The sequence below is a fragment of the Janthinobacterium agaricidamnosum genome (genome assembly GCF_003667705.1).
Lineage (GTDB): Bacteria > Pseudomonadota > Gammaproteobacteria > Burkholderiales > Burkholderiaceae_D > Janthinobacterium.
This window is the reverse complement of the sequence record NZ_CP033019.1, coordinates 1981895-2000199: the sequence shown is the minus strand read 5'-3', so window position 1 is coordinate 2000199 and position 18305 is coordinate 1981895. Positions and strand designations below refer to the sequence as shown.

General features: G+C 64.6%; 18 protein-coding genes. 13 read left to right on the top strand and 5 right to left on the bottom strand.

Annotated elements, in window-relative coordinates:
• Positions 1–87 precede the first annotated feature (87 nt).
• Positions 88–1230 (bottom strand): dienelactone hydrolase family protein, encoded by a 1143-nt coding sequence (locus tag D9M09_RS09235; protein WP_240453595.1) that lies wholly within the window; start codon positions 1228–1230, stop codon positions 88–90.
• A 214-nt stretch (positions 1231–1444) separates the two neighbouring features.
• On the opposite strand from D9M09_RS09235, the gene D9M09_RS09230 reads away from it, so the two are divergent.
• Positions 1445–1816, top strand: coding sequence for a flagellar basal body protein (locus D9M09_RS09230; protein WP_121669123.1), 372 nt, complete (start codon positions 1445–1447; stop codon positions 1814–1816).
• 16 nt (positions 1817–1832) lie between these two features.
• Here D9M09_RS09230 and D9M09_RS09225 read toward each other — a convergent pair whose 3' ends face one another.
• Positions 1833–2441, bottom strand: a complete 609-nt coding sequence (locus D9M09_RS09225) for a TetR/AcrR family transcriptional regulator (protein ID WP_121669122.1) — start codon at positions 2439–2441, stop codon at positions 1833–1835.
• 140 nt (positions 2442–2581) lie between these two features.
• Here D9M09_RS09225 and D9M09_RS09220 point away from each other — a divergent pair, with 140 nt between their 5' ends.
• Genes D9M09_RS09220 through D9M09_RS09210 form a run of 3 tightly spaced genes read left to right on the top strand, consistent with a single transcriptional unit; the run spans position 2582 to position 5445 of the window.
• Complete coding sequence (locus D9M09_RS09220) at positions 2582–3643, top strand: sugar phosphate isomerase/epimerase family protein (protein WP_070218209.1); 1062 nt, start codon at positions 2582–2584, stop codon at positions 3641–3643.
• 12 nt (positions 3644–3655) lie between these two features.
• Entirely contained in the window at positions 3656–4519 is an 864-nt protein-coding gene (locus D9M09_RS09215; RefSeq protein ID WP_121669121.1) for an alpha/beta fold hydrolase, read from the top strand.
• Positions 4516–5445, top strand: coding sequence for an alpha/beta hydrolase (locus D9M09_RS09210; protein ID WP_121669120.1), 930 nt, complete (start codon positions 4516–4518; stop codon positions 5443–5445). Before D9M09_RS09215 ends, D9M09_RS09210 begins: the two co-directional genes overlap by 4 nt.
• Before the next feature lie 57 nt (positions 5446–5502).
• On the opposite strand, the gene D9M09_RS09205 is transcribed toward D9M09_RS09210, so the two are convergent.
• Together D9M09_RS09205 and D9M09_RS09200 are read right to left on the bottom strand one after the other, a co-directional pair.
• On the bottom strand, positions 5503–6039 hold the full coding sequence (locus D9M09_RS09205; protein WP_240453594.1) for a molybdopterin-dependent oxidoreductase: 537 nt from the start codon (positions 6037–6039) through the stop codon (positions 5503–5505).
• 27 nt (positions 6040–6066) lie between these two features.
• Positions 6067–8073 carry a TonB-dependent receptor plug domain-containing protein gene (locus tag D9M09_RS09200; RefSeq protein ID WP_205602344.1) on the bottom strand — a complete coding sequence of 669 codons (2007 nt, stop codon included), beginning with the start codon at positions 8071–8073 and terminating at the stop codon, positions 6067–6069.
• A gap of 269 nt (positions 8074–8342) precedes the next feature.
• Between D9M09_RS09200 and D9M09_RS09195 the strand changes: the two genes are divergently transcribed.
• The 8 genes from D9M09_RS09195 to D9M09_RS09160 all read left to right on the top strand — a co-directional run bounded on the left by D9M09_RS09195 (position 8343) and on the right by D9M09_RS09160 (position 16522).
• Positions 8343–9167 carry an IclR family transcriptional regulator gene (locus D9M09_RS09195; protein ID WP_121669118.1) on the top strand — a complete coding sequence of 275 codons (825 nt, stop codon included), beginning with the start codon at positions 8343–8345 and terminating at the stop codon, positions 9165–9167.
• Positions 9168–9218: 51 nt separating this feature from the next.
• Positions 9219–10373, top strand: a complete 1155-nt coding sequence (locus D9M09_RS09190; RefSeq protein WP_070289686.1) for an acyl-CoA dehydrogenase family protein — start codon at positions 9219–9221, stop codon at positions 10371–10373.
• 11 nt (positions 10374–10384) lie between these two features.
• On the top strand, positions 10385–11923 hold the full coding sequence (locus D9M09_RS09185; RefSeq protein ID WP_121669117.1) for a class I adenylate-forming enzyme family protein: 1539 nt from the start codon (positions 10385–10387) through the stop codon (positions 11921–11923).
• Positions 11924–11983: 60 nt separating this feature from the next.
• The gene (locus D9M09_RS09180; RefSeq protein ID WP_121669116.1) at positions 11984–13150 is read left to right on the top strand and encodes an ABC transporter substrate-binding protein; all 1167 of its coding nucleotides are present in this window, start codon (positions 11984–11986) and stop codon (positions 13148–13150) included.
• 104 nt (positions 13151–13254) lie between these two features.
• Positions 13255–14127, top strand: coding sequence for a branched-chain amino acid ABC transporter permease (locus tag D9M09_RS09175; protein ID WP_035817692.1), 873 nt, complete (start codon positions 13255–13257; stop codon positions 14125–14127).
• Complete coding sequence (locus tag D9M09_RS09170) at positions 14124–15098, top strand: branched-chain amino acid ABC transporter permease (RefSeq protein WP_121669115.1); 975 nt, start codon at positions 14124–14126, stop codon at positions 15096–15098. Before D9M09_RS09175 ends, D9M09_RS09170 begins: the two co-directional genes overlap by 4 nt.
• Positions 15091–15804 (top strand): ABC transporter ATP-binding protein, encoded by a 714-nt coding sequence (locus D9M09_RS09165; protein ID WP_070289689.1) that lies wholly within the window; start codon positions 15091–15093, stop codon positions 15802–15804. The genes D9M09_RS09170 and D9M09_RS09165 overlap by 8 nt, the downstream gene beginning before the upstream one ends.
• 16 nt (positions 15805–15820) lie before the next feature.
• The gene (locus D9M09_RS09160; RefSeq protein WP_121669114.1) at positions 15821–16522 is read left to right on the top strand and encodes an ABC transporter ATP-binding protein; all 702 of its coding nucleotides are present in this window, start codon (positions 15821–15823) and stop codon (positions 16520–16522) included.
• Positions 16523–16561: 39 nt separating this feature from the next.
• Here D9M09_RS09160 and D9M09_RS09155 read toward each other — a convergent pair whose 3' ends face one another.
• A complete protein-coding gene (locus D9M09_RS09155; RefSeq protein ID WP_070311462.1) occupies positions 16562–17557 on the bottom strand; it encodes an HDOD domain-containing protein in 996 nt (331 codons plus the stop codon).
• A 163-nt stretch (positions 17558–17720) separates the two neighbouring features.
• Here D9M09_RS09155 and D9M09_RS09150 point away from each other — a divergent pair, with 163 nt between their 5' ends.
• Complete coding sequence (locus D9M09_RS09150; RefSeq protein ID WP_070218219.1) at positions 17721–18305, top strand: DinB family protein; 585 nt, start codon at positions 17721–17723, stop codon at positions 18303–18305.

Genomic DNA, 18305 nt, shown 5'->3' with positions numbered 1-18305 from the left:
AGGGCGGACGGGAAGCGCAACGCCTCCCTTTTCGACTAGTATATTCGCCCATCCCCCGTTTCGGCGACAACTATCGTGCGCGGCGGCCTATTGCGCGCCGCCGGCGGCGCTCGCGCTGGCGCCAGCGACGGGCCAAACAACGCTTTCATCGACCGAATACAGCTGGCATGGCAGGCTGCTGCGGCGCTGGCACGAAGCGAGCGCGCGCACATCGGGGCTTTCGCCCTCCTCGGCCCAGCCCCAGGCGCCGCTGGCCGACAAGGCAAAGGCGCGTGGCGCGGTTTTTTCCAGGAAGACGCGGTAGGCGGCGCGGCCCTGCTCTTCCAGGTAGGGCACGGCGGCGATATCGTCCTGCGGCGCGAAATGCGTGGCGGGCGGCGACGGCGCATCGGCCACGCGGTAGACCTGGCGCACCGGCATGCCGATTTTCTGCAAGAAGCGCTCGGTGGCGGGCAGCCACACGGCCACCCCGTCGCGGCTGCCCAGGGTCAGGTGGGCGTCGCGCTTGAACGGGCCATAGGCCAGCAGCTGCGCCCGGCCGCCTGAACCGGTAAAGGAATTGAACAGCCGCTGCGCCAGCGCCGGCGAAAAGTACGCGTCATTCGCGCCATACAGCCACAGGCTGGGAATGTGGTTGTAGGCGCCCAGGGTGGCGAAGGTCTTGGTCAGCGCCCCTTGCCAGTCGCAGCCGGGCATGTCGACGCGCAAGCCGCCCGCAAAATTGAGCACGCCGCGCACGCCGGGCACCATCCGTGTGGCCAGCGCCAGCGCCGCCATGCCGCCGTACGACTGCCCCGCGACGACGATGCGCTGCGGGTCGACCCAGCTCTGGCGGCGCGCATACGCGAGTGCGGCGAGCATGTCGCGCGCCTGGCCCTGGGCGTTGCCCAGCATGTCGCAGCCGAAATCGCGGTAGGCGCCCGTGGAGCGCGCAAAGCCGGCGCGCATCGGCAGCATCACGGCATAGCCGCGGCGCACGAACTCGGTCGCCATATAGATGAAGCGCTCGCGCTGCTGCAGCCGGGCCGGGCCGGCCTGCTTGCCGTGGTTCATCAGCAGCAAGGGAAACGGGCCGGAGCCGGGGGGACGGAACACCGTCGTCTCCAGCGTCTCGCGCAAGCCGTCGCCGGCCGGCACCATGATGACTTGCTCGTTCAGGCGCGCATCGAGCGGTAGCTGGGAGGGAACAAGCTGGGCTTTCAGGGGCAGGCAAGGCAGGCTGAGCAGCAAACCCAGAAAAATGGGGCGTAACAGATGGAAAATGACGGACTCCGTGGATGACTTCCCTGCCAGTCTAGGCAGTGAAATGCCACAGAACAATATAAAAAAATTACGTGACGCACATATTTTTTGCGGCAAGCAACTGCGGGAAAAATTGTTGCCTTGCGCCACCACACTTTTTCCGCTGACGGGAGTAAACTGGGCGTATTCTGAAGGAGTCGCCATGTCCATATCCGCCCTCACCACCGGTACCTCGGGGCTGACCGCCAACCAGCGCGCGCTGGATGTGGCCGCCAACAATATCGCCAATGCGAATACGCCGGGCTTCCAGCCGCAGCAAGCCGAATTCCAGGAAGCCAGCCCGGCCGGCACGGGCGTCACCCTCTCCGTCGAGGGGCGCAAGCTGGCCGCCAGCGAAAGCGTCAGCGGCGCCAATGCCAATGCGGCCAAGGCGTCCGAAAGCCGGCCGAACGGCGTGGGCCTCGCTTCCGAACTGACCGATAACCTCGTCTACAAGGCCGGTTTCAACCTGTCGGCGAACGTCGTCAAGGCGGCCGACCAGGCCCTGGGCAGCCTGATCGACGTCAAGACTTAAGCACAGTCACTAGCGCTTAGAAAGCTTGCTTTTGCATTTCCAGCGCCAATGGCGCCATCGCCGGCGCAATCAGCGCCAGCAGCCGTTCGGCCGGAATGCCGTCGCGCGCCTGCACCGACAAGCCATGCAGCAAGGCCGCATAGTAGTCGCCCAGCGCCTGCACGTCCGCCTCCGCCTTTAATTCCCCCGCCAGCTGCGCCGCGCGCAGGCGCTCGATGACGGCTTGCGTGCGCGCGCGGCGGTGCTGCGCCAGCCAGTCGGCGATGCCCGCGTTTTCCGCGCTCGTGTTGGTGGCGGCCGTGACCACCATGCAGCCTTGCGGCTGGCCGCTGCGCGTATACAGCAGCACGGCTTCTTCCAGCATGCGCGCCACCGCATCGCGCACGTTCAGGCTGGCCGCCAGCGCGTGCACGGCAAACGCGCCCTCTCCCGTTTCATACAGCTCCACGGCTTCGCGGAACAGCTGCTCCTTCGAGCCGAACGCCGCATAGATGCGCGCCGAAGCGATGCCCAGCGCCGCCACCAGGTCGGCCATCGACACCCCCTCGTAGCCGCGCGTCCAGAACGCGTCGCGCGCTTTTGCCAGCGCCAGCGCGCGGTCGAATTCCCTCGGTCTTCCTGCCATCTTGATCCTCTGCTTGCGAAGTGGCGGCCAGTATAACGCCTGGCGCCCGCGCCGCGTTCGCCATTTATTTTGCATCACGGGCTTGACCGCGCCAACAATTTCGCCTATTCTTTGTCGATCGACAAACAATAGGAGCCGATATGAAAACCATCCAAGGACCAAGCCTGCACCTGGCACAATTCGCCGCCGACACGGCGCCCTTCAACACCCTGCCTGCCATCGCCGAGTGGGCGGCCGGCATGGGCTTCAAGGCCCTGCAGATTCCCGCCTGGGATGCGCGCCTGTTCGACGTGGCGCAAGCAGCGCACAGCCAGCAATACTGCGACGACCTCGTTGCCATGCTGGCCAGCCATGGCCTCGTCATCAGCGAACTGACGACGCACATCCTCGGCCAGCTGGTGGCCGTGCACCCGGCCTATGACGCGCTGTGCGACAGCTTCGCCCCGGCACACCTGCACGGCCAGCCGGCGGCGCGCACCGAGTGGGCCATCGAGCAAGTGAAACTGGCGGCCATGGCGTCGAAACGCCTGGGCCTGACCGACATGGGCACGTTTTCCGGCTCGTTCGCCTGGCCCTACCTGTTCCCTTTCCCGCAGCGCCCGCCCGGCCTGATCGAGGCGGCCTTCGACGAACTGGCACGCCGCTGGCTGCCCATCCTCGACGTGTGCGAGGAACAGGGCGTCAACCTGTGCTACGAAATCCACCCGAGCGAAGACCTGCATGACGGCATCAGCTTCGAGATGTTTTACGAGCGCGTAGGCCGCCACCCGCGCTGCAAGATGCTGTTCGACCCCAGTCACTTCGTGCTGCAGCAGCTGAACTACCTGGAATTCATCGATATCTACAAGGACCATATCCGCATGTTCCATGTGAAGGATGCGGAATTCAATCCGACGGGGCGGCAAGGCATTTACGGCGGCTACCAGTCGTGGGAAAACCGCGCCGGGCGCTTCCGCTCGCTGGGCGACGGCCAGGTCGACTTCAAGGCGATCTTCTCGAAGATGGCGCAGAACGATTACGCGGGCTGGGCGACGCTGGAATGGGAATGCTGTCTGAAGGACCAGGAAGTGGGCGCGCGCGAAGGCGTGGCCTTCATCAATGCCCACATCATTCCCGTCACAGACAAGATCTTCGACGACTTCGCCGGCGCACCCGTCAGCGCACAACAGATCAATACCCTGCTCGGCATCGAGCATCACTAATCAAGGAAACATATGAACGACTACATTCACGACTACGTCCGCATCGACGGCCAGCGCCTGCATTGCGTCATCGCCGGTCCCGGCACCGGCAAACCCGTGCTGCTGATCCCCGGCTGGCCGCAAACCTGGTATGCCTGGCGCCACGTGATGGCGGCGCTGGCCGCCAGCGGCTACCAGGCCATCGCCATCGATCCACCGGGCAGCGGCCATTCGGAACGTCCGGCCGGCGGCTATGACACGGGCGCCGTTGCCGCCACCCTGCACCGCGCCATGCTGGCCCTGGGCCACGCGCAATACGACGTGGTCGGTCACGACATCGGCATGTGGGTCGGCTATGCGCTGGCCAGCGATTTCCCGCAGGCCGTGACGAAACTGGCGCTGACGGAAGCCGTGATTCCCGGTCTGGCGCCCGCGCCGCCGATTTTCGTCGCCCCGTCCGACAACATCTTCCTGTGGCACTTCATGTTCAACCAGGTGCTCGATTTGCCGGAGATGCTCACGGCGGGCAAGGAACGCGAATACATCCGCTTCATCCTGGACCGCTGGTCCTACCGCCGCGACAAGGTCGCCGTCGACGTGTATGCGGATGCCTATGCCACGCCGGGCGCCCTGCGCGCCGGTTTTGCCTACTACCGCGCCATACCCGAAACCATCCGTCAAAATCTGGAACGGGCAAAACGCAGCCTGACCATGCCGGTGCTGGCCATCGGCGCCGACCATGCGACCAACGACGCGCCGCTGCTGACCATGCAGGGCAAGGCGGACAATTTGAAAGGCGCCATCGTTGCCGAATGCGGCCACTTCATCATGGAAGAACAGCCGGAAGCGTTCATCGCCCACCTGCTGCCCTTCCTGGCCGGAGAAAAATCAGCATGAGCCTCGATCCGCTGATTGCCGCCTGGCTGGAAGAGATAAAAGATGCGCCGCCGCCCGCCTCGCTGGCGGACCTGCGCGCGGCCACGGAAACGGGGTTGCGCCAGCTGCATGGCCCCCTGGAAGACGTCGCATCCATCACCGATTACGTGCTGCCGGGCGAGCATGCGCTGACCGTGCGCGCCTACGTGCCCGCCGGCGCGGACACAAGCAAGCCCCTGCCGGCCATCGTCTTTGCGCATGGCGGAGGATGGTGTCTGTGCTCGCTGGACCTGTACGACAATCCCTGCCGCGCGCTGGCCAACGCCACCGGCTGCGTGATCGTTTCCGTCGACTACCGGCTGGCGCCCGAGCACAAGTTTCCCGTGCCGCTGAACGATTTTTACCGGGCCCTGTGCTGGGTCGCCGACCAGGCGGAGATGCTGGGCATCGATGCGAAACGGCTGGCCGTGGGCGGCGACAGCGCGGGCGGCAACCTGGCGGCGGCCGCCGCCCTGATGGCGCGCGACCAGGCCGGTCCCGCGCTGGCGCATCAGCTGCTGCTGTACCCGGCGCTCGATTTTGCCTTCGACACGCCGTCCTACCAGCGCTATGCGGAGGGCCACTCGCTGACGCAGGAAGCGATGCGCTTTTGCTGGTCCGCCTACCTGAACGAGCCGGCCGACGGCGCAAACGCCTACGCGGCGCCCCTGCGGGCAACGTCGCTCAAGGACTTGCCGCCGGCGACGGTGCTGGTATGCGAGTACGACCCGCTGCATGACGAGGGCGAAGCCTATGCGCGGTATTTGCGCGACGACGGCGTGGCGGCGCAATGCGTGCAGCTCGACGGCATGATCCATGCATCGATACACATGCCGGGCTTGGCACCAAAGGCGCGGGGATTGTTCGACGTGGCGGGCCAAGCAATGAAAAGTGCCATGTTTGCGTAAATAGTCCACTAGAAAAATGCTGGGGTCTGACCCGGCGGGTCAGACCCCAGCATGCCTCTATTCCACCAATTTGCGCACCTCGATGGCGTTCAGCCACTTCACATGGCGCGGGCCCGTGCGGATATCCTTCGCCGAGATGAGGGCGATCTCGCCATCGCTGTCGTCAAGCGCCTTGCCGTTCTTTTCGTAGTAGACGATCACGCCCTCGCCGGCCGGCGAGTTATACAGCTCGCCCCAGGAAAACACCACCGCATAGCCATCGGTGGCAGTGGCGATGATCGCGAGCTTCTTGACGTCGTTGTGGCCGGGCGCATCGAGCGCCGCCTTGTCGAGGATGTCGCGCAGGCGCACGCCCTTGTAACTGGTGATGGTTTCGGCCTTGTCGCCGTTGTGGCGCGTGACGGCGATGTCTCCGCCATTGGCTTGCGGCAGCCGGCGCAGGTCGGCTACCGTCAGGGTCAACGGCGTTGCCACCTTGCCCGTGACGGCGAGCGCGCGGCTCATGTTCTCGCGCGCCGGCGCCGGGTCGGCCCATGCGGGGGCCGCCGCCAGCAGTGCGGCCGAAGCCAAACCAAGGAATATTTTCTTCAACATGCTGTGTCCTTTCATGACAGTAAAAACTCAGAACTGGTATTGCGCATTGGCCAGCCAGGTGCGGCCCGCGCTGGGAAAACCGTCGGCCAGCGCATAGTTGCGGTCAGCCAGGTTGTTCACGCCCGCATCCAGGGTCAAGGCCGGCAAGGGGCGGTACACGGCCTTCAGGTTCACGCTGGCAAAGCCGCCCAGGGCCAAAGTGTTCGAGACCCAGCGGCCGCTGTTCGCTTCCGCGATGGCCACCACGTCGACCTGGCGCGCCGCGTGCAGCACGGCGTGCGCCGTCAGCTTGTGGCGCGGCACGTCCGTCAGGCGGATGGCACGGTCGCTGACGTTCTTCATGTCCGTGTACGTGTAGTTGCCGCCGAAATCGAGCCATGCGCCGGCGCGGCCGCGCACGCCCAGTTCCACGCCGCTGATGTGCTCCCTGCCCGCGTTGCGCATCTGCGCACGCACGCCCGCCACATTCGCCACGCTCTGGATCTTGTCCTTCACGTCGCTGTAGAACAGGGCGGCATCGAGCGCCAGCCCGCGCACGGTTGCCTGGTAGCCCAGCTCATAATTCATTGCCTCTTCCGCGCGCAAGGCCGGGTTTTCAATATATGTGCCCAGGCGCTGCGAGTAGCGGTCCTTCAGGGTCGGCAGGCGCGACTTGCGCGCCACGGTGGCGTACACGCGCGATGCAAGACCGGTCTTGTGGAACAGGCCCGCCTGCAGGTCGGTGGCCGATTGATTCTCGGGCAAGGTATACGCATTGCCGGCGCTGTAGACGGTGTCCGGGCGCAGTGCATTGCGCGACACGCCCAGCGACAGTTCCGTCGCCGCATTGAGGGCGATGCTGTCTTCCGCGCCCAGAGTCCACAGGGCATCCTTGTACCAGGTGGTGCGCACGCCCCTGGCGCCCAGTTCCTGGTGCTCGTCGGCCTTGTAGCTGGCCACAAAACGCAGGCTGTGCGCGGCCAGGCGGAACGATTCGAGTTCCACCGCGCCGCCGTTCGTGCGGTCGTTATAGATGCTGCGCCCGCCGCTGACACTGCCCTGGCCGCTGGTCTTCAGGGTCGCGTAGCTGCCGTTTGTATAGGAGGTGATTTCATTGTCGTAGCTGTCGTGGTACAGGCGCAGTTTCAGGCGTTCCTGCTGGCCCAGACGCGTCTGCGAGACGAGATACACGCTTTCCTTGTTCCAGTACGGCCACTGCCAGTAGCGCGCGCCGACGGGGTTCGTCGATGGCGGCTGGCCCTTTTCGCCATGCTGCTTGTAGTAGCTGAGCGCATATTCATCGCCCGCGTGCGCGCCATCGGGCGTCAGACCCACCTTGAACGACACCTTATGGTCCTTGCGATAGGCGTTATTGCGCATGCCGCCGTCTTCCGTGGCCGTGGGGCGGAAATCGGACGACAGGGGAAAGCCGTCGCTGTCGATGTAGGACACGCCCGCCTGCAGATACCACAGGCCCTGGTTCGTGCCCACGTTGGCCGACACCTGGCGCTCGCTGCCCGAACCGAATCCCACTGACGCATCGCCTTCCATCAAAGCCGTCGGTTTGCGCGACACCAGGTTGATGGCGCCGCCCAGGGTATTGGCGCCGTAGGCCACGGAACTGAAGCCCTTGGCCACCTGGATCGCGGCCAGGTCGCTGGTCGTGAAGCGGTTGAAATCGACGTAGCCGTCATACGGCACGTAGACGGGAATGCCGTCGATGTACAGCGGCACCTGGCGCGCATCGAAGCCGCGGATGGCGACGGTTTTCTCGTTGCGCGCATTGGTCGACAGCGACACGCCGGACAGCAAATTGAGGGCGTCGCCCACGTTGTCGCGGTTAAAGCGGCGCATCCCGGCACGGCTCACTTGCGTGCCCACTTGCTGTTCCACCTGGCCGGCCTGCTCGCGCGGGCCGATCACCGTCACCGTGCCCAGCACGAACGGCGCAGCCTCATCTTTGCCTGCTGTCTGCTGCGCCTGCACCGTCTGCGCCAGCGCCAGCGCCAGCGCCAGCATCACGGCGCCTGCCATTACCTGTTTCACCATCGTCATCTTGTTCTCTTCCGTTATATATCGTTTTATATAGCGATATGCAAAAAAGCGGCCACTCGTGCGGCGGCCGTCATCCAACAGCGCAATATACAGACGTATATAGCGATGCTCAAGCGGGGAGAGGCAAAACGGGCGCGCAAGTCAATTTCCCGGCGATTTTTCATGCACCGCACCATTTCGCTGTGCGAACGAATGTTTCACAAAACGGTTGACATGCGGGAGCCGGCTAGGCAAACTGATTTCCAGGGAGCCAGCAAATGAATGCAAATATGACAAATATTCAGGCCGCAGCAGATCCGGAAATCATCGTCTTCAGCGATGACGAGGAAGGCAAGGACCGCCAGTTCGTCAACGCGCTGGCGCGCGGCCTCGAAGTGCTGCGGTGCTTTCGCCCCGGCGAAGTGTTCCTGTCGAATGCGGACATGGCCAAGCGCACGGGCATCCCCAAGCCCACCATTTCGCGCCTCACCTACACCCTCACCAAACTCGGCTACCTCAATTACTCGGACAACCTGGGCAAGTACCAGCTGGGCGCCGGCGTGCTGGCCCTCGGCTACCGCATGCTGTCGAACCTGGACGTGCGCAAGATGGCGCGCCCGCTGATGGAGGAACTGGCCGAACATGCGCAGGCGTCCGTGTCGCTGGGCACGCGCGACCGCCTCAGCATGGTGTACGTGGAAACCTGCCGCAGCAGCGCCAACGTCACGCTGCGCCTCGACGTCGGCTCGCGCATTCCCCTGATGACGACGGCCATGGGCAAGGCCCTGCTGTGCATCCTGCCGCAGGCCGAGCGCGACTATCTGATGGACCATGCGCGCGTGCACGAAACGGAACGCTGGCCGCGCATCAAGGCCGGCATCGAGCAAGGCTTCAAGGATTACCAGGACCGGGGCTTTTGCATCTCGGCCGGCGAATGGCAGAACGACGTGCATGCCGTGGGCGTGCCCATGCTGGGCGCCGATGGCGAACAGGTGATGGCCTTCAATTGCGGCGGCCCCGCCTTTTTGCTGTCGCGCGAAAAACTCGAATCGGACCTGGGTCCGCGTCTGGTGGCCCTGGTCAAGACAGTGGAAAAAAACCTGGGCCGCGGTTAGACTGCGCGCCCCCTCTCAACAACAGATCAAATCATAGCGCCGAGGAACCCGATGATACGCGACGAAGAAACCCTGAACATTCTGCTCGACAGCATCGCCCGTTTCGTCCGCGAAGTGCTGGTGCCGAACGAGGCGCTGGTGGCTGAAACGGACACGATCCCGCCCGCCATCGTGGCGCAGATGCGCGAACTGGGCCTGTTCGGCCTGTCCATTCCGGAAGCCTACGGCGGCCTGGAACTGAGCATGGAAGAGGAAGTGCGCGTCGCGTTTGAAATCGCCCGCACCTCGCCCGCCTTCCGCTCGCTGATCGGCACGAACAACGGCATCGGTTCGCAAGGCATCGTGATTGACGGCACGGAAGCGCAAAAACAATACTATCTGCCCAAGCTGGCGGCCGGCGAGATCATCGGCTCCTTCGCGCTGACGGAAGCGGGATCGGGCTCCGATGCGGCCTCGCTGCGCACCTCGGCCGTGCGCGACGGCGACTTCTATATCCTCAACGGCAGCAAGCGCTACATCACCAACGCGCCCGAAGCGAGCATCTTTACCGTCATGGCCCGCACGGACCCCGTCAAGCGGGGCGCCTCGGCCATTTCCGCCTTCATCGTGGAAAAGGATACGCCGGGCCTCTCGCTGGGCAAAATAGATAAGAAAATGGGCCAGCAAGGCGCGCATACCTGCGACGTCATCTTTGAAAATTGCCGCGTGCCGGCCGCGAACGTCATCGGCGGCAAGGAAGGCGTGGGTTTCAAGACAGCCATGAAGGTGCTCGACAAGGGCCGGCTGCACATCGCCGCCGTCTGCGTGGGCGCGGCCGAACGCATGCTGGCCGACGCCCTCGCCTACGCGATGGAACGCCAGCAGTTCGGCCAGCCCATCGCGGAATTCCAGCTGATCCAGGCCATGCTGGCCGACAGCAAGGCGGAAATCTATGCGGCGCGCAGCATGGTGCTCGACGCCGCGCGGCGGCGCGACAACAAGGAAGACATCTCGACAGAAGCGTCGTGCTGCAAGCTGTTCGCTTCCGAAATGTGCGGCAGAGTCGCTGACCGCTCCGTGCAGATCCACGGCGGCGCCGGCTACATCAGCGAATACGCGGCCGAGCGCTTCTACCGCGACGTGCGCCTGTTCCGCATCTACGAAGGCACGACGCAGATCCAGCAGATCGTCATCGCCCGCAACATGATCAAGGCAGCACAAAAGTGAAGGAGGCCGCGATGGACATTCCCGCCCTGCTGGCCCACTTGCCGGCGCGCCTGTCGGCCATCTCCATCTATTGGGCGACGCGCGCGCCCGACGCGCCCGCGCTGCATGAAGGTGGGCGCAGCTGGACCTACGCCCAGCTGCAGCACGGTGTGGACAGCGCCGCGCAGCTGCTGCGCCAGCTGGACGTGCGCGCCGGCGACCGCCTGATGGTGGTGGGCGAGAACTGCGCGCTGCAGGTGGCGCTGATTTTTGCTGCCGCCAGCATCGACGCCTGGATCGTCAACGTCAATGCGCGTCTGTCGGCGCGCGAGATCGACACCATCGCCGCGCACAGTTCGGCGCGGAGGATGCTGTTCCTGGCCGGCGCCTCGCCGGAAGCGGCCGCGCATGCGGCACGTCTGGGCGCGGCCAGCGCCACGGTCGACGGCATGGGCGAGCTGCTGGCGGGCGACTTGAACGAGGCGGCCATCGCGGAAGACACGGTGCCCGGCAACGAACAGGTTGCCGCGCTGATCTACACGACGGGCACCACCGGGCAGTCGAAGGGCGTGATGCTCACGCACCGCAACCTGCTGTTCATCGCCGCCGTCTCCAGCACCCTGCGCGGCCTGACCAGCACCGACCGCGCCTATGGCGTGCTGCCGATTTCGCACGTGTACGGCCTGGCCTCGGTGGCCCTGGGCACCCTGTATGCGGGCGCCGCACTGTACCTGGTGCCGCGCTTTTCCGTCGACGGCCTGCTCTCGGCACTGAAGGACGACGGTCTGACCATCGTGCAGGGCGTGCCCGCTATGTACGCCAAGCTGCTGCAAACCCTGGGCGGCGCCGATACGCCGCTGCCCACGCGGCTGCGCTTTGCGTATGCGGGCGGCTCGCCGCTGGCGCCCTCGCTCAAGCACGAGGTGGAAAAGCTGCTGGGTACCGCGCTGCACAATGGCTACGGCATGACGGAAAGCGCCCCCACCATCAGCCAGACGCGCCTGGAAACGCCGCGCCGCGACGATTCCGTGGGCACGCCGATTCCCGGCGTGGAAGTGCGCGTGGTCGACGTGACCGGCCGGGACGTGACGCCGGGCCAGCCGGGGGAACTGTGGATACGCGGGCCGAACATCATGGCCGGCTATTACCGCGAACCGGCCATGACGGCGGCCACCATGCGCGACGGCGGCTGGCTCAATACGGGCGACATGGCGCGCCAGGACACGGACGGCGCCCTGTTCATCGTGGGCCGCACCAAGGAATTGATCATCCGCTCCGGCTTCAATGTGTATCCGCTGGAAGTGGAAACGGCCCTGAACGCCCACGCTTCCGTGGTGCAGTCGGCCGTGGTCGGGCGCACCCTGGCCGATGGCAACGAGGACGTCATCGCCTACGTGGAGCTGGACCCGCGCCAGCCCGCCAGCGTGGCAGAATTGCAGGCCTGGCTGGCGCAGACCCTGTCGCCGTACAAGTGCCCGTCCGCCATCATCGTCATGGAAGCGCTGCCGGCAGCGGCCACAGGCAAGATTTTAAAGGGGCAGCTGCGGCAAATGGCGCAGAATGCACGATAAGTTGACCATGTAGTAGCAGACCCGACAATAAAACCAAGCCACATCACCGGAGGAGACACGATGAAACGCACCTACACACGCATCGCCATGGCAGCGCTGGTTGCCAGCGCCTGGATTGCACAGGCCAGCGCCGACGAATTCCTGGTCGGCGCGGAAATCCCGCTGACGGGCAACCTGGCGCGGGTCGGCGCCGGCATGCAGGAAGGGATCATGGTCGCGGCCGAGGTATTCAACAAGACCAACGGCAAGCACACCATCAAGATCATCACCGTCGACGACGAATCGGCGCCCGCCAAGGCCATCGCCGCCGTGGAAAAGCTGGCCAGCCAGGGCGTGGTGGCCATCACGGGCGGCTATGGCTCGAACAATATCTCGCCCGCCTCGGACACGGCCAATAAACTGGGCCTGGTCTACATCACCTCGGGCGGCGTGGACGACAGCCTGGTGGCCAGCGGACGCAAGAATTTTTTCCGCATCAATAACACGGCCGGCTACGAAAAAGCCATGCTGGGACTGCTGCAGGATGTGGGCGCCAAGTCCGTCTCCATCGTGTATTCGACCAAGGATGCCACCACGGGCCTGGCCAAGGACGTGGAAAAGGCCCTGGCGGCCAAGGGCGTGAAGGTGACGACGCACTCGTTCGACCCGGCCATTACCGACTTCAAGCCCATCATCAACAAGATCAAGCTGCAGGACAAATCGGAAGTGGTGGCCATGGTCGGCTACGAAAACGACTACGTGGGCATCATCCGCGCCGCCCGCGTGCTGAAACCGAAGATCAAGGCCATGGTGGGCGTGTGGTCGCTGGCCACGCCGAAGATGGCGGCCGACTTCCCCGACCTGATGCCGAACGTCTTCGGCACGGCCCTTCTGCCCTTCCCGACGGAATTCAAGACGGCCGACGGCAAGGCCTTCAGCGACGCCTACAAGCAGCTGTACAAGAAGGAGCCGGACTACCTGGGCCAGTTCGGCTATGTGCAGTCGATGCTGCTGTTCGAAGCGATCGCGCGCGCGGCCGACAAGGGCACGCTCAAGAAAGGCGGCGTGGCCGACGAGATGCGCAAGACGGACCGCGAAACCCTGATCGGCCGCGTGCAGTTCGCCGCCAACGGCGACAACCAGAACTTCGTGCACCGCATGGCGCAGCACCAGGACAAGAAAGTGGTGATCGTCTGGCCGAAGGAACACGCGACGGGCAAGCTGAACTATCCTGCCCTGCCCTGGTAAGCAGCCTCCCGCTGCACACGCGCGCGCCCGCCGGGCGTGCACCGATGAACGGCGGTCCTGGTGCCTCTTCGCGATGCGCCTGGGCCGCCTGACGGGATGACGATATGACAGAATTAATCTTGCAAGCCCTGTATTCGGGCTTGCTGCAGGGCGGCTCCTACGCCCTGATCGCACTGGGACTGGCGCTGGTCTTCGGCACCATGAAAGTGATCAACCTGGCGCACGGCGAACTGGTGCTGCTGGCCGCCTACATCGCCTACAGCGTGGAATCGGGCCTGGGCCTGGGGCCGATGTTCGCCATTCCCATCGCGCTGGTGATCGTCAGCCTGACGTCCGTGGGCGTCTACCTGATCGTCAGCCGCATCAAGAAAGACCGCGAAATCAATTCGCTGATCCTCACCTACGGCATCGGCGTGATCCTCACCAATTTCATTTTGCTGGTATGGAAGGCCGACATCCGCTCGACCTCGTCAAGCTGGCTGCAGGAAGGCTTCGAGATCGGCCCGTTTTTCAGCATGCGCAGTGAAGTGATTTTCTTCGGCGTCAGCCTGGTGCTGATGGCGGCCCTGTGGCGCTGGCTGTCGACCAGCTGGTATGGCCGCGCCGTGCGCGCCGTGTCCAGCAACCGCGACGCGGCCAAGCTGATGGGCATCGATCCGGGCCGCACGGAACTGGTGTCGTTTCTGGTCGCCGGCATCCTGGCCGCCTTCGCCGGCGTCGCCTTGTTCAGCTATGGCGTGATCCAGCCCGCCTACGGCGGCGCGCTGACGGTGAAAGCCTTCATCATCACGGTACTGGCCGGCATCGGCTCGATACCGGGCGTGCTGCTGGCCGCCGTGCTGCTGGGCGTGGCCGAAGCCTTGACCGTCACCCTGGCCAGCTCCGCGCTGCAGGAATTGTCGGGCATGGTGCTGTTCCTGCTGGTGCTGTTCATCATGCCGAACGGCCTGTTCGGCGCACAACGGAGGCGCGGATGAAGCGCTCCACTTTGATTTCCACGGCAATCCTGCTGCTGGCCGCGTATGTCGCCGTGCCGCTGGCCCTGGGCGCCAACCAGTATGTGATGAGCATGGTGGTGGCGGCCCTGATCATCGGCGGCGTGGCCATGTCCTGGGCCCTGCTGGGCAATTTGGGCGGCATGGTCAGCTTCGGCCATGCCGCGTTCTTCGGCGTGGGGGCGTATGTCTCCGCGCTGGCCACCGTGAAACTGGGCTTGCCCGTGTTTGCCGCCATGCTGCTGGGCGGCGCGGGCGCGGCCATCGCCGCCGTCATCATGCTGCCCGTGCTGCGGCTGCGCGGGCCGTATTTTGCGCTGGCCATCCTCGCCTACGCCCACATCTTCCGCATCCTGGCCACGGAATGGAGTGCCGTGACGGGCGGCGCCGGCGGCATCAACAATATCCCGGCTTTACCCACCGTCTTCGGTTTTGATCTGGCCAGCAAGACGGGCGCCTACCTGGTGGTGCTGACCCTGGTGGTGGCGTGCGCCTTTGCCTACAGCCACATCCGCGCCAGCCACTACGGCATCGCCCTGCGCGCCATGCACGACAGCGAGGACGCCACGCGCGTCGTCGGCGTCAACAGCACCTTGCTGAAAGGCGCGATGCTGCTCGTGTCGGCCTTCATGGCGGGCCTGTTCGGCGCCTTCAACGCCCACTACATCAACTTCCTCGAGCCCGACTACGCCTTCAACAGCCTGTGGGTGACCTTGCCGATCGTGGCGGCCATCTTCGGCGGCTACCGCACGATACTCGGCCCCGTGCTGGGCGCCGTCGTGGTCTACCTGGTCGACCAGCTCATTTTCAAGTCGCTGATCCCCACGGGCCACCAGCTGGTGCTGGGCGTGCTGCTGGTGGCGATGATCGTCTTCAGCCCGAACGGCTTGCTGCCGCTGCTGCAAAAATGGCTGAAAAACACCTTCAAAACGAAGGAGAAACAACATGCTTGAACTCGATAATGTGTCCGTGCGCTTCGGCGGCCTGACGGCCGTCGATTCTGTCACGTTAAAAGTGGGCAGCCACGACGTGATCGGCCTTGTGGGCGCGAACGGCGCCGGCAAGACCACCCTGTTCAACGCCATTTCCGGCCTGGTGCGCCCCACCGGCGGCAGCATCCGCTTCGAGGGACGCGACATCATGGCCACGCCCATGTACCAGCGCGCCCGCCTGGGGCTGGGCCGCACCTTCCAGATCCCGCAACCGATGCATGAATTGACGGTGCGCGAAAACCTCGTCGTGGCGCAGCGCTTCGGCACGGGCAAGGTGGACATGCGCAAGATCGATGAAATCCTCGATTTCACGAGCCTGGCGGACAAGGCGCAACGCGACGCGGCCAGCGAACTGGCGCTGACGGAATTGAAAGCGCTGGAAGTGGCCAAGGCGCTGGCCACCAATCCGAAACTGCTGCTGTTAGACGAAGTGCTGGCGGGCCTGGAAACGAACGGCAAGCGCCGCTTCATGGGCATGCTCAAGGACTTGCACGCCGCCTTTGGCGTGGGCATCGTCATGATCGAGCACGACATCGAGACCATCAGCAATCTGTGCCAGCGCGTGGCCGTGCTCAATTTTGGCCAGCTGATCGCCGACGGCACGCCCGATTGCGTCTTCCGCGATCCGGCCGTCATCGAAAGCTATACGGGAGCCGCTCATGCCTGAAACGATGCTTGAAACGATGCTTGAAATTAGTAATCTGCGCGCCGGCTATGGCGCCATCAATGTGCTGTGGGACGTGTCGCTCTCGATCCAGAAGGGCAAGCTGACCACCATCATCGGCCCGAACGGGGCCGGCAAGACGACCCTGCTGCGCGCCATCATGGGTTTGCTGCCTGTGGGCGCGGGCAGCATCGCGCTCGACGGCACACCCATCAACGGCACGCCCACCTGGAAGATGAGCGATGCGAGGGTCACGATGATCCCCGAGGGGCGCATGACGTTCCGCGACATGAGCGTGGAAGAAAACCTGATCATGGGCGCGTTTCCGAAGGAGCACCGCAGCCACATGCCGGCGCGCCTGGCCGAAGCCTACGCCATGTTCCCGCGCCTGCACGAGAGGCGCCGCCAGCTGGCCGGCTCGCTCTCCGGCGGCGAGGCGCAGATGCTGGCGATGGCGCGGGGATTGATGTCGGATCCGTCGTTATTGATCATCGACGAGCCGTCGCTGGGCCTGGCGCCGCTGGTGGTCAACGAGCTGTTCGAGATCCTCGCGCGCCTGAACGACGGCAAGCGCACCATCATTTTAGTGGAGCAGAACACGGCGCGCGCCGTCGGCGTGGCCGATCACGTCTACCTGATGCAAAGCGGTAAGGTGGCGCTGTCGCAGGCGGCGGTTGATGTCGACCTCGAACATCTGCATGCGCTGTATTTTGCGCGCTGAGCGGCATGGCCGCCGCCGAGGTTGAGCGGCCTGCGGCCATCACTCCTCATCGTCGTCCTCGTCGTCGTCGTCGGCCAGCTTGTCAAACACCTGCAGCTCGGCCTTGCTCAGTCCCGTCATCACGAAGGGATCATCGGCAGGAAAGCGGCCGGTATCGAGCAGCATGCGCAGCTTGCTCAAGCGCTCGCCCAGCGCCAGCGCCTGCGCCTGCGGATCGGCATCGGCTTGCCCCACCTGAGCGATCGCGCGGGTGACGGACACGGGAAACTCCCATAATTCCGCGATCCGTACCGACAAGATGCGCGCTTGCGCAAACACCTGGGCAATGAAGGCGTCCGATTGCGGAAAGGCATCGGGCGCATGCATCTGGTCGATCAGCCGGAAGGCCACCACCAGGCCGACATTGGCCATCAGTCCCGCCAGATACGCGTCGAAGGCGTTGGCCTGCATGGCCGGCGCGACCAGGTTGGCCGCCAGTGCACATTTCTCGGACTGGCGCCAGATCAGCGGCGCCGTGCGTATGGTCAGGCCGCCGCTTTGCATGCTGACGATGGGACGGAAGGCGACGCGGGCGAGCAGCATGCGCATGCCGTTTTGCCCGAGCAGCATGATGGCGCCTTCCATGTTGTTGATCGACGGGCTGGCGTTGTAGCGCGAATGGTAGCGGGGCCGGTTCGCTTCGCGGTAGACCTCGGCGACCAGCAGTACGTCCTGGGCCAGCTGGGCCGACAGCTTGGCCGCGCTCATGTTTTCATCTTGCAAGGTACGCATCAACTGGGGAATGATGGCCGGAATGCGCGGTATCAGCGCAGCGCCAGCGACCGGTTCACGGACCAGGCGCGCCAATTCGTCCAGAATCTGCTGTTCCGCCTCCGCCGGCGCCTGCGCCGAACCGGCGGCCGCCAGCCAGCGGTAGTAAATGGCATCGATTTCGGTGATGGTGGCCGGCTGCCGTGCCGCCTCGGGCGCCGCCGCTGCCGTGAGGTGCGCAGCCTTGTCGCCGCCGCCGCTCAGTAATTTTCCTATCCAACCCATTTTATTCTTCCAGCCCTATGTGCATCACTATCGCGAAATCCGCCCCGCGATTTTACTTGATGACAGCGGCGCCGGTGCGGCGGGCGTGAGCGCTTTGTCCACCTGCCGCAACATGCTAAAGTAGCATGACATGCCCCCTGTCCTGCCTAACAAGCGATCCATCATGAACAATCCACTTGCGCACTACATCACCAGCCAGGCGTACAACAACGCCTGGGCCAACCACCGCCTGCTGAAAGCTTGCGGGCAGCTGACCCGGGCCGAGTTCCAGGCCACGCGCGTCAGTTTTTTTCCCACCATCCAGTTCACCTTGAACCACATCCTCACATGCGACTGGTTTTATCTCGACGCGCTCGAGCGCGAGCTGCGCGGCGAAGCGCCCCATGCCGACTGCTACGTCTTTTTTGCACAGGATGAACCGTTCACCGATTGCGCGGCCCTGCACGCGGCGCAGCGCGCATCGGACCTGCGCCTGATCGCCCATTGCCGCAGTCTGTGCGACCTTGACCTGGCGCGGCCCGTGACGATCTTGCGCGACACGCCGCAAGTCGACACGCGCCAACGCCTGCTGGCGCATGTGTTCCAGCACCAGATCCACCACCGGGGGCAAGTGCACGCCATGCTGGCCGGCACGCGCATCGCGCCGCCGCAGCTCGACGAATTCTATTGCGCCGGCGAAGCGGACGAGCGGGCGCAGGATTTCCTGGAACTGGGCTGGACGGAAGACGAGGTGTGGGCAGAACGCTGA

Bases quoted from the DNA above. Each gene is read 5' to 3' on its own strand.
- D9M09_RS09230 (WP_121669123.1), top strand. From the start codon at position 1,445: ATGTCCATATCCGCCCTCACCACCGGTACCTCGGGGCTGACCGCCAAC.
- D9M09_RS09225 (WP_121669122.1), bottom strand. From the start codon at position 2,441: ATGGCAGGAAGACCGAGGGAATTCGACCGCGCGCTGGCGCTGGCAAAA.
- D9M09_RS09220 (WP_070218209.1), top strand. From the start codon at position 2,582: ATGAAAACCATCCAAGGACCAAGCCTGCACCTGGCACAATTCGCCGCC.
- D9M09_RS09215 (WP_121669121.1), top strand. From the start codon at position 3,656: ATGAACGACTACATTCACGACTACGTCCGCATCGACGGCCAGCGCCTG.
- D9M09_RS09210 (WP_121669120.1), top strand. From the start codon at position 4,516: ATGAGCCTCGATCCGCTGATTGCCGCCTGGCTGGAAGAGATAAAAGAT.
- D9M09_RS09205 (WP_240453594.1), bottom strand. From the start codon at position 6,039: ATGTTGAAGAAAATATTCCTTGGTTTGGCTTCGGCCGCACTGCTGGCG.
- D9M09_RS09200 (WP_205602344.1), bottom strand. From the start codon at position 8,073: ATGACGATGGTGAAACAGGTAATGGCAGGCGCCGTGATGCTGGCGCTG.
- D9M09_RS09195 (WP_121669118.1), top strand. From the start codon at position 8,343: ATGACAAATATTCAGGCCGCAGCAGATCCGGAAATCATCGTCTTCAGC.
- D9M09_RS09190 (WP_070289686.1), top strand. From the start codon at position 9,219: ATGATACGCGACGAAGAAACCCTGAACATTCTGCTCGACAGCATCGCC.
- D9M09_RS09185 (WP_121669117.1), top strand. From the start codon at position 10,385: ATGGACATTCCCGCCCTGCTGGCCCACTTGCCGGCGCGCCTGTCGGCC.
- D9M09_RS09180 (WP_121669116.1), top strand. From the start codon at position 11,984: ATGAAACGCACCTACACACGCATCGCCATGGCAGCGCTGGTTGCCAGC.
- D9M09_RS09175 (WP_035817692.1), top strand. From the start codon at position 13,255: ATGACAGAATTAATCTTGCAAGCCCTGTATTCGGGCTTGCTGCAGGGC.
- D9M09_RS09170 (WP_121669115.1), top strand. From the start codon at position 14,124: ATGAAGCGCTCCACTTTGATTTCCACGGCAATCCTGCTGCTGGCCGCG.
- D9M09_RS09165 (WP_070289689.1), top strand. From the start codon at position 15,091: ATGCTTGAACTCGATAATGTGTCCGTGCGCTTCGGCGGCCTGACGGCC.
- D9M09_RS09160 (WP_121669114.1), top strand. From the start codon at position 15,821: ATGCTTGAAATTAGTAATCTGCGCGCCGGCTATGGCGCCATCAATGTG.
- D9M09_RS09155 (WP_070311462.1), bottom strand. From the start codon at position 17,557: ATGGGTTGGATAGGAAAATTACTGAGCGGCGGCGGCGACAAGGCTGCG.
- D9M09_RS09150 (WP_070218219.1), top strand. From the start codon at position 17,721: ATGAACAATCCACTTGCGCACTACATCACCAGCCAGGCGTACAACAAC.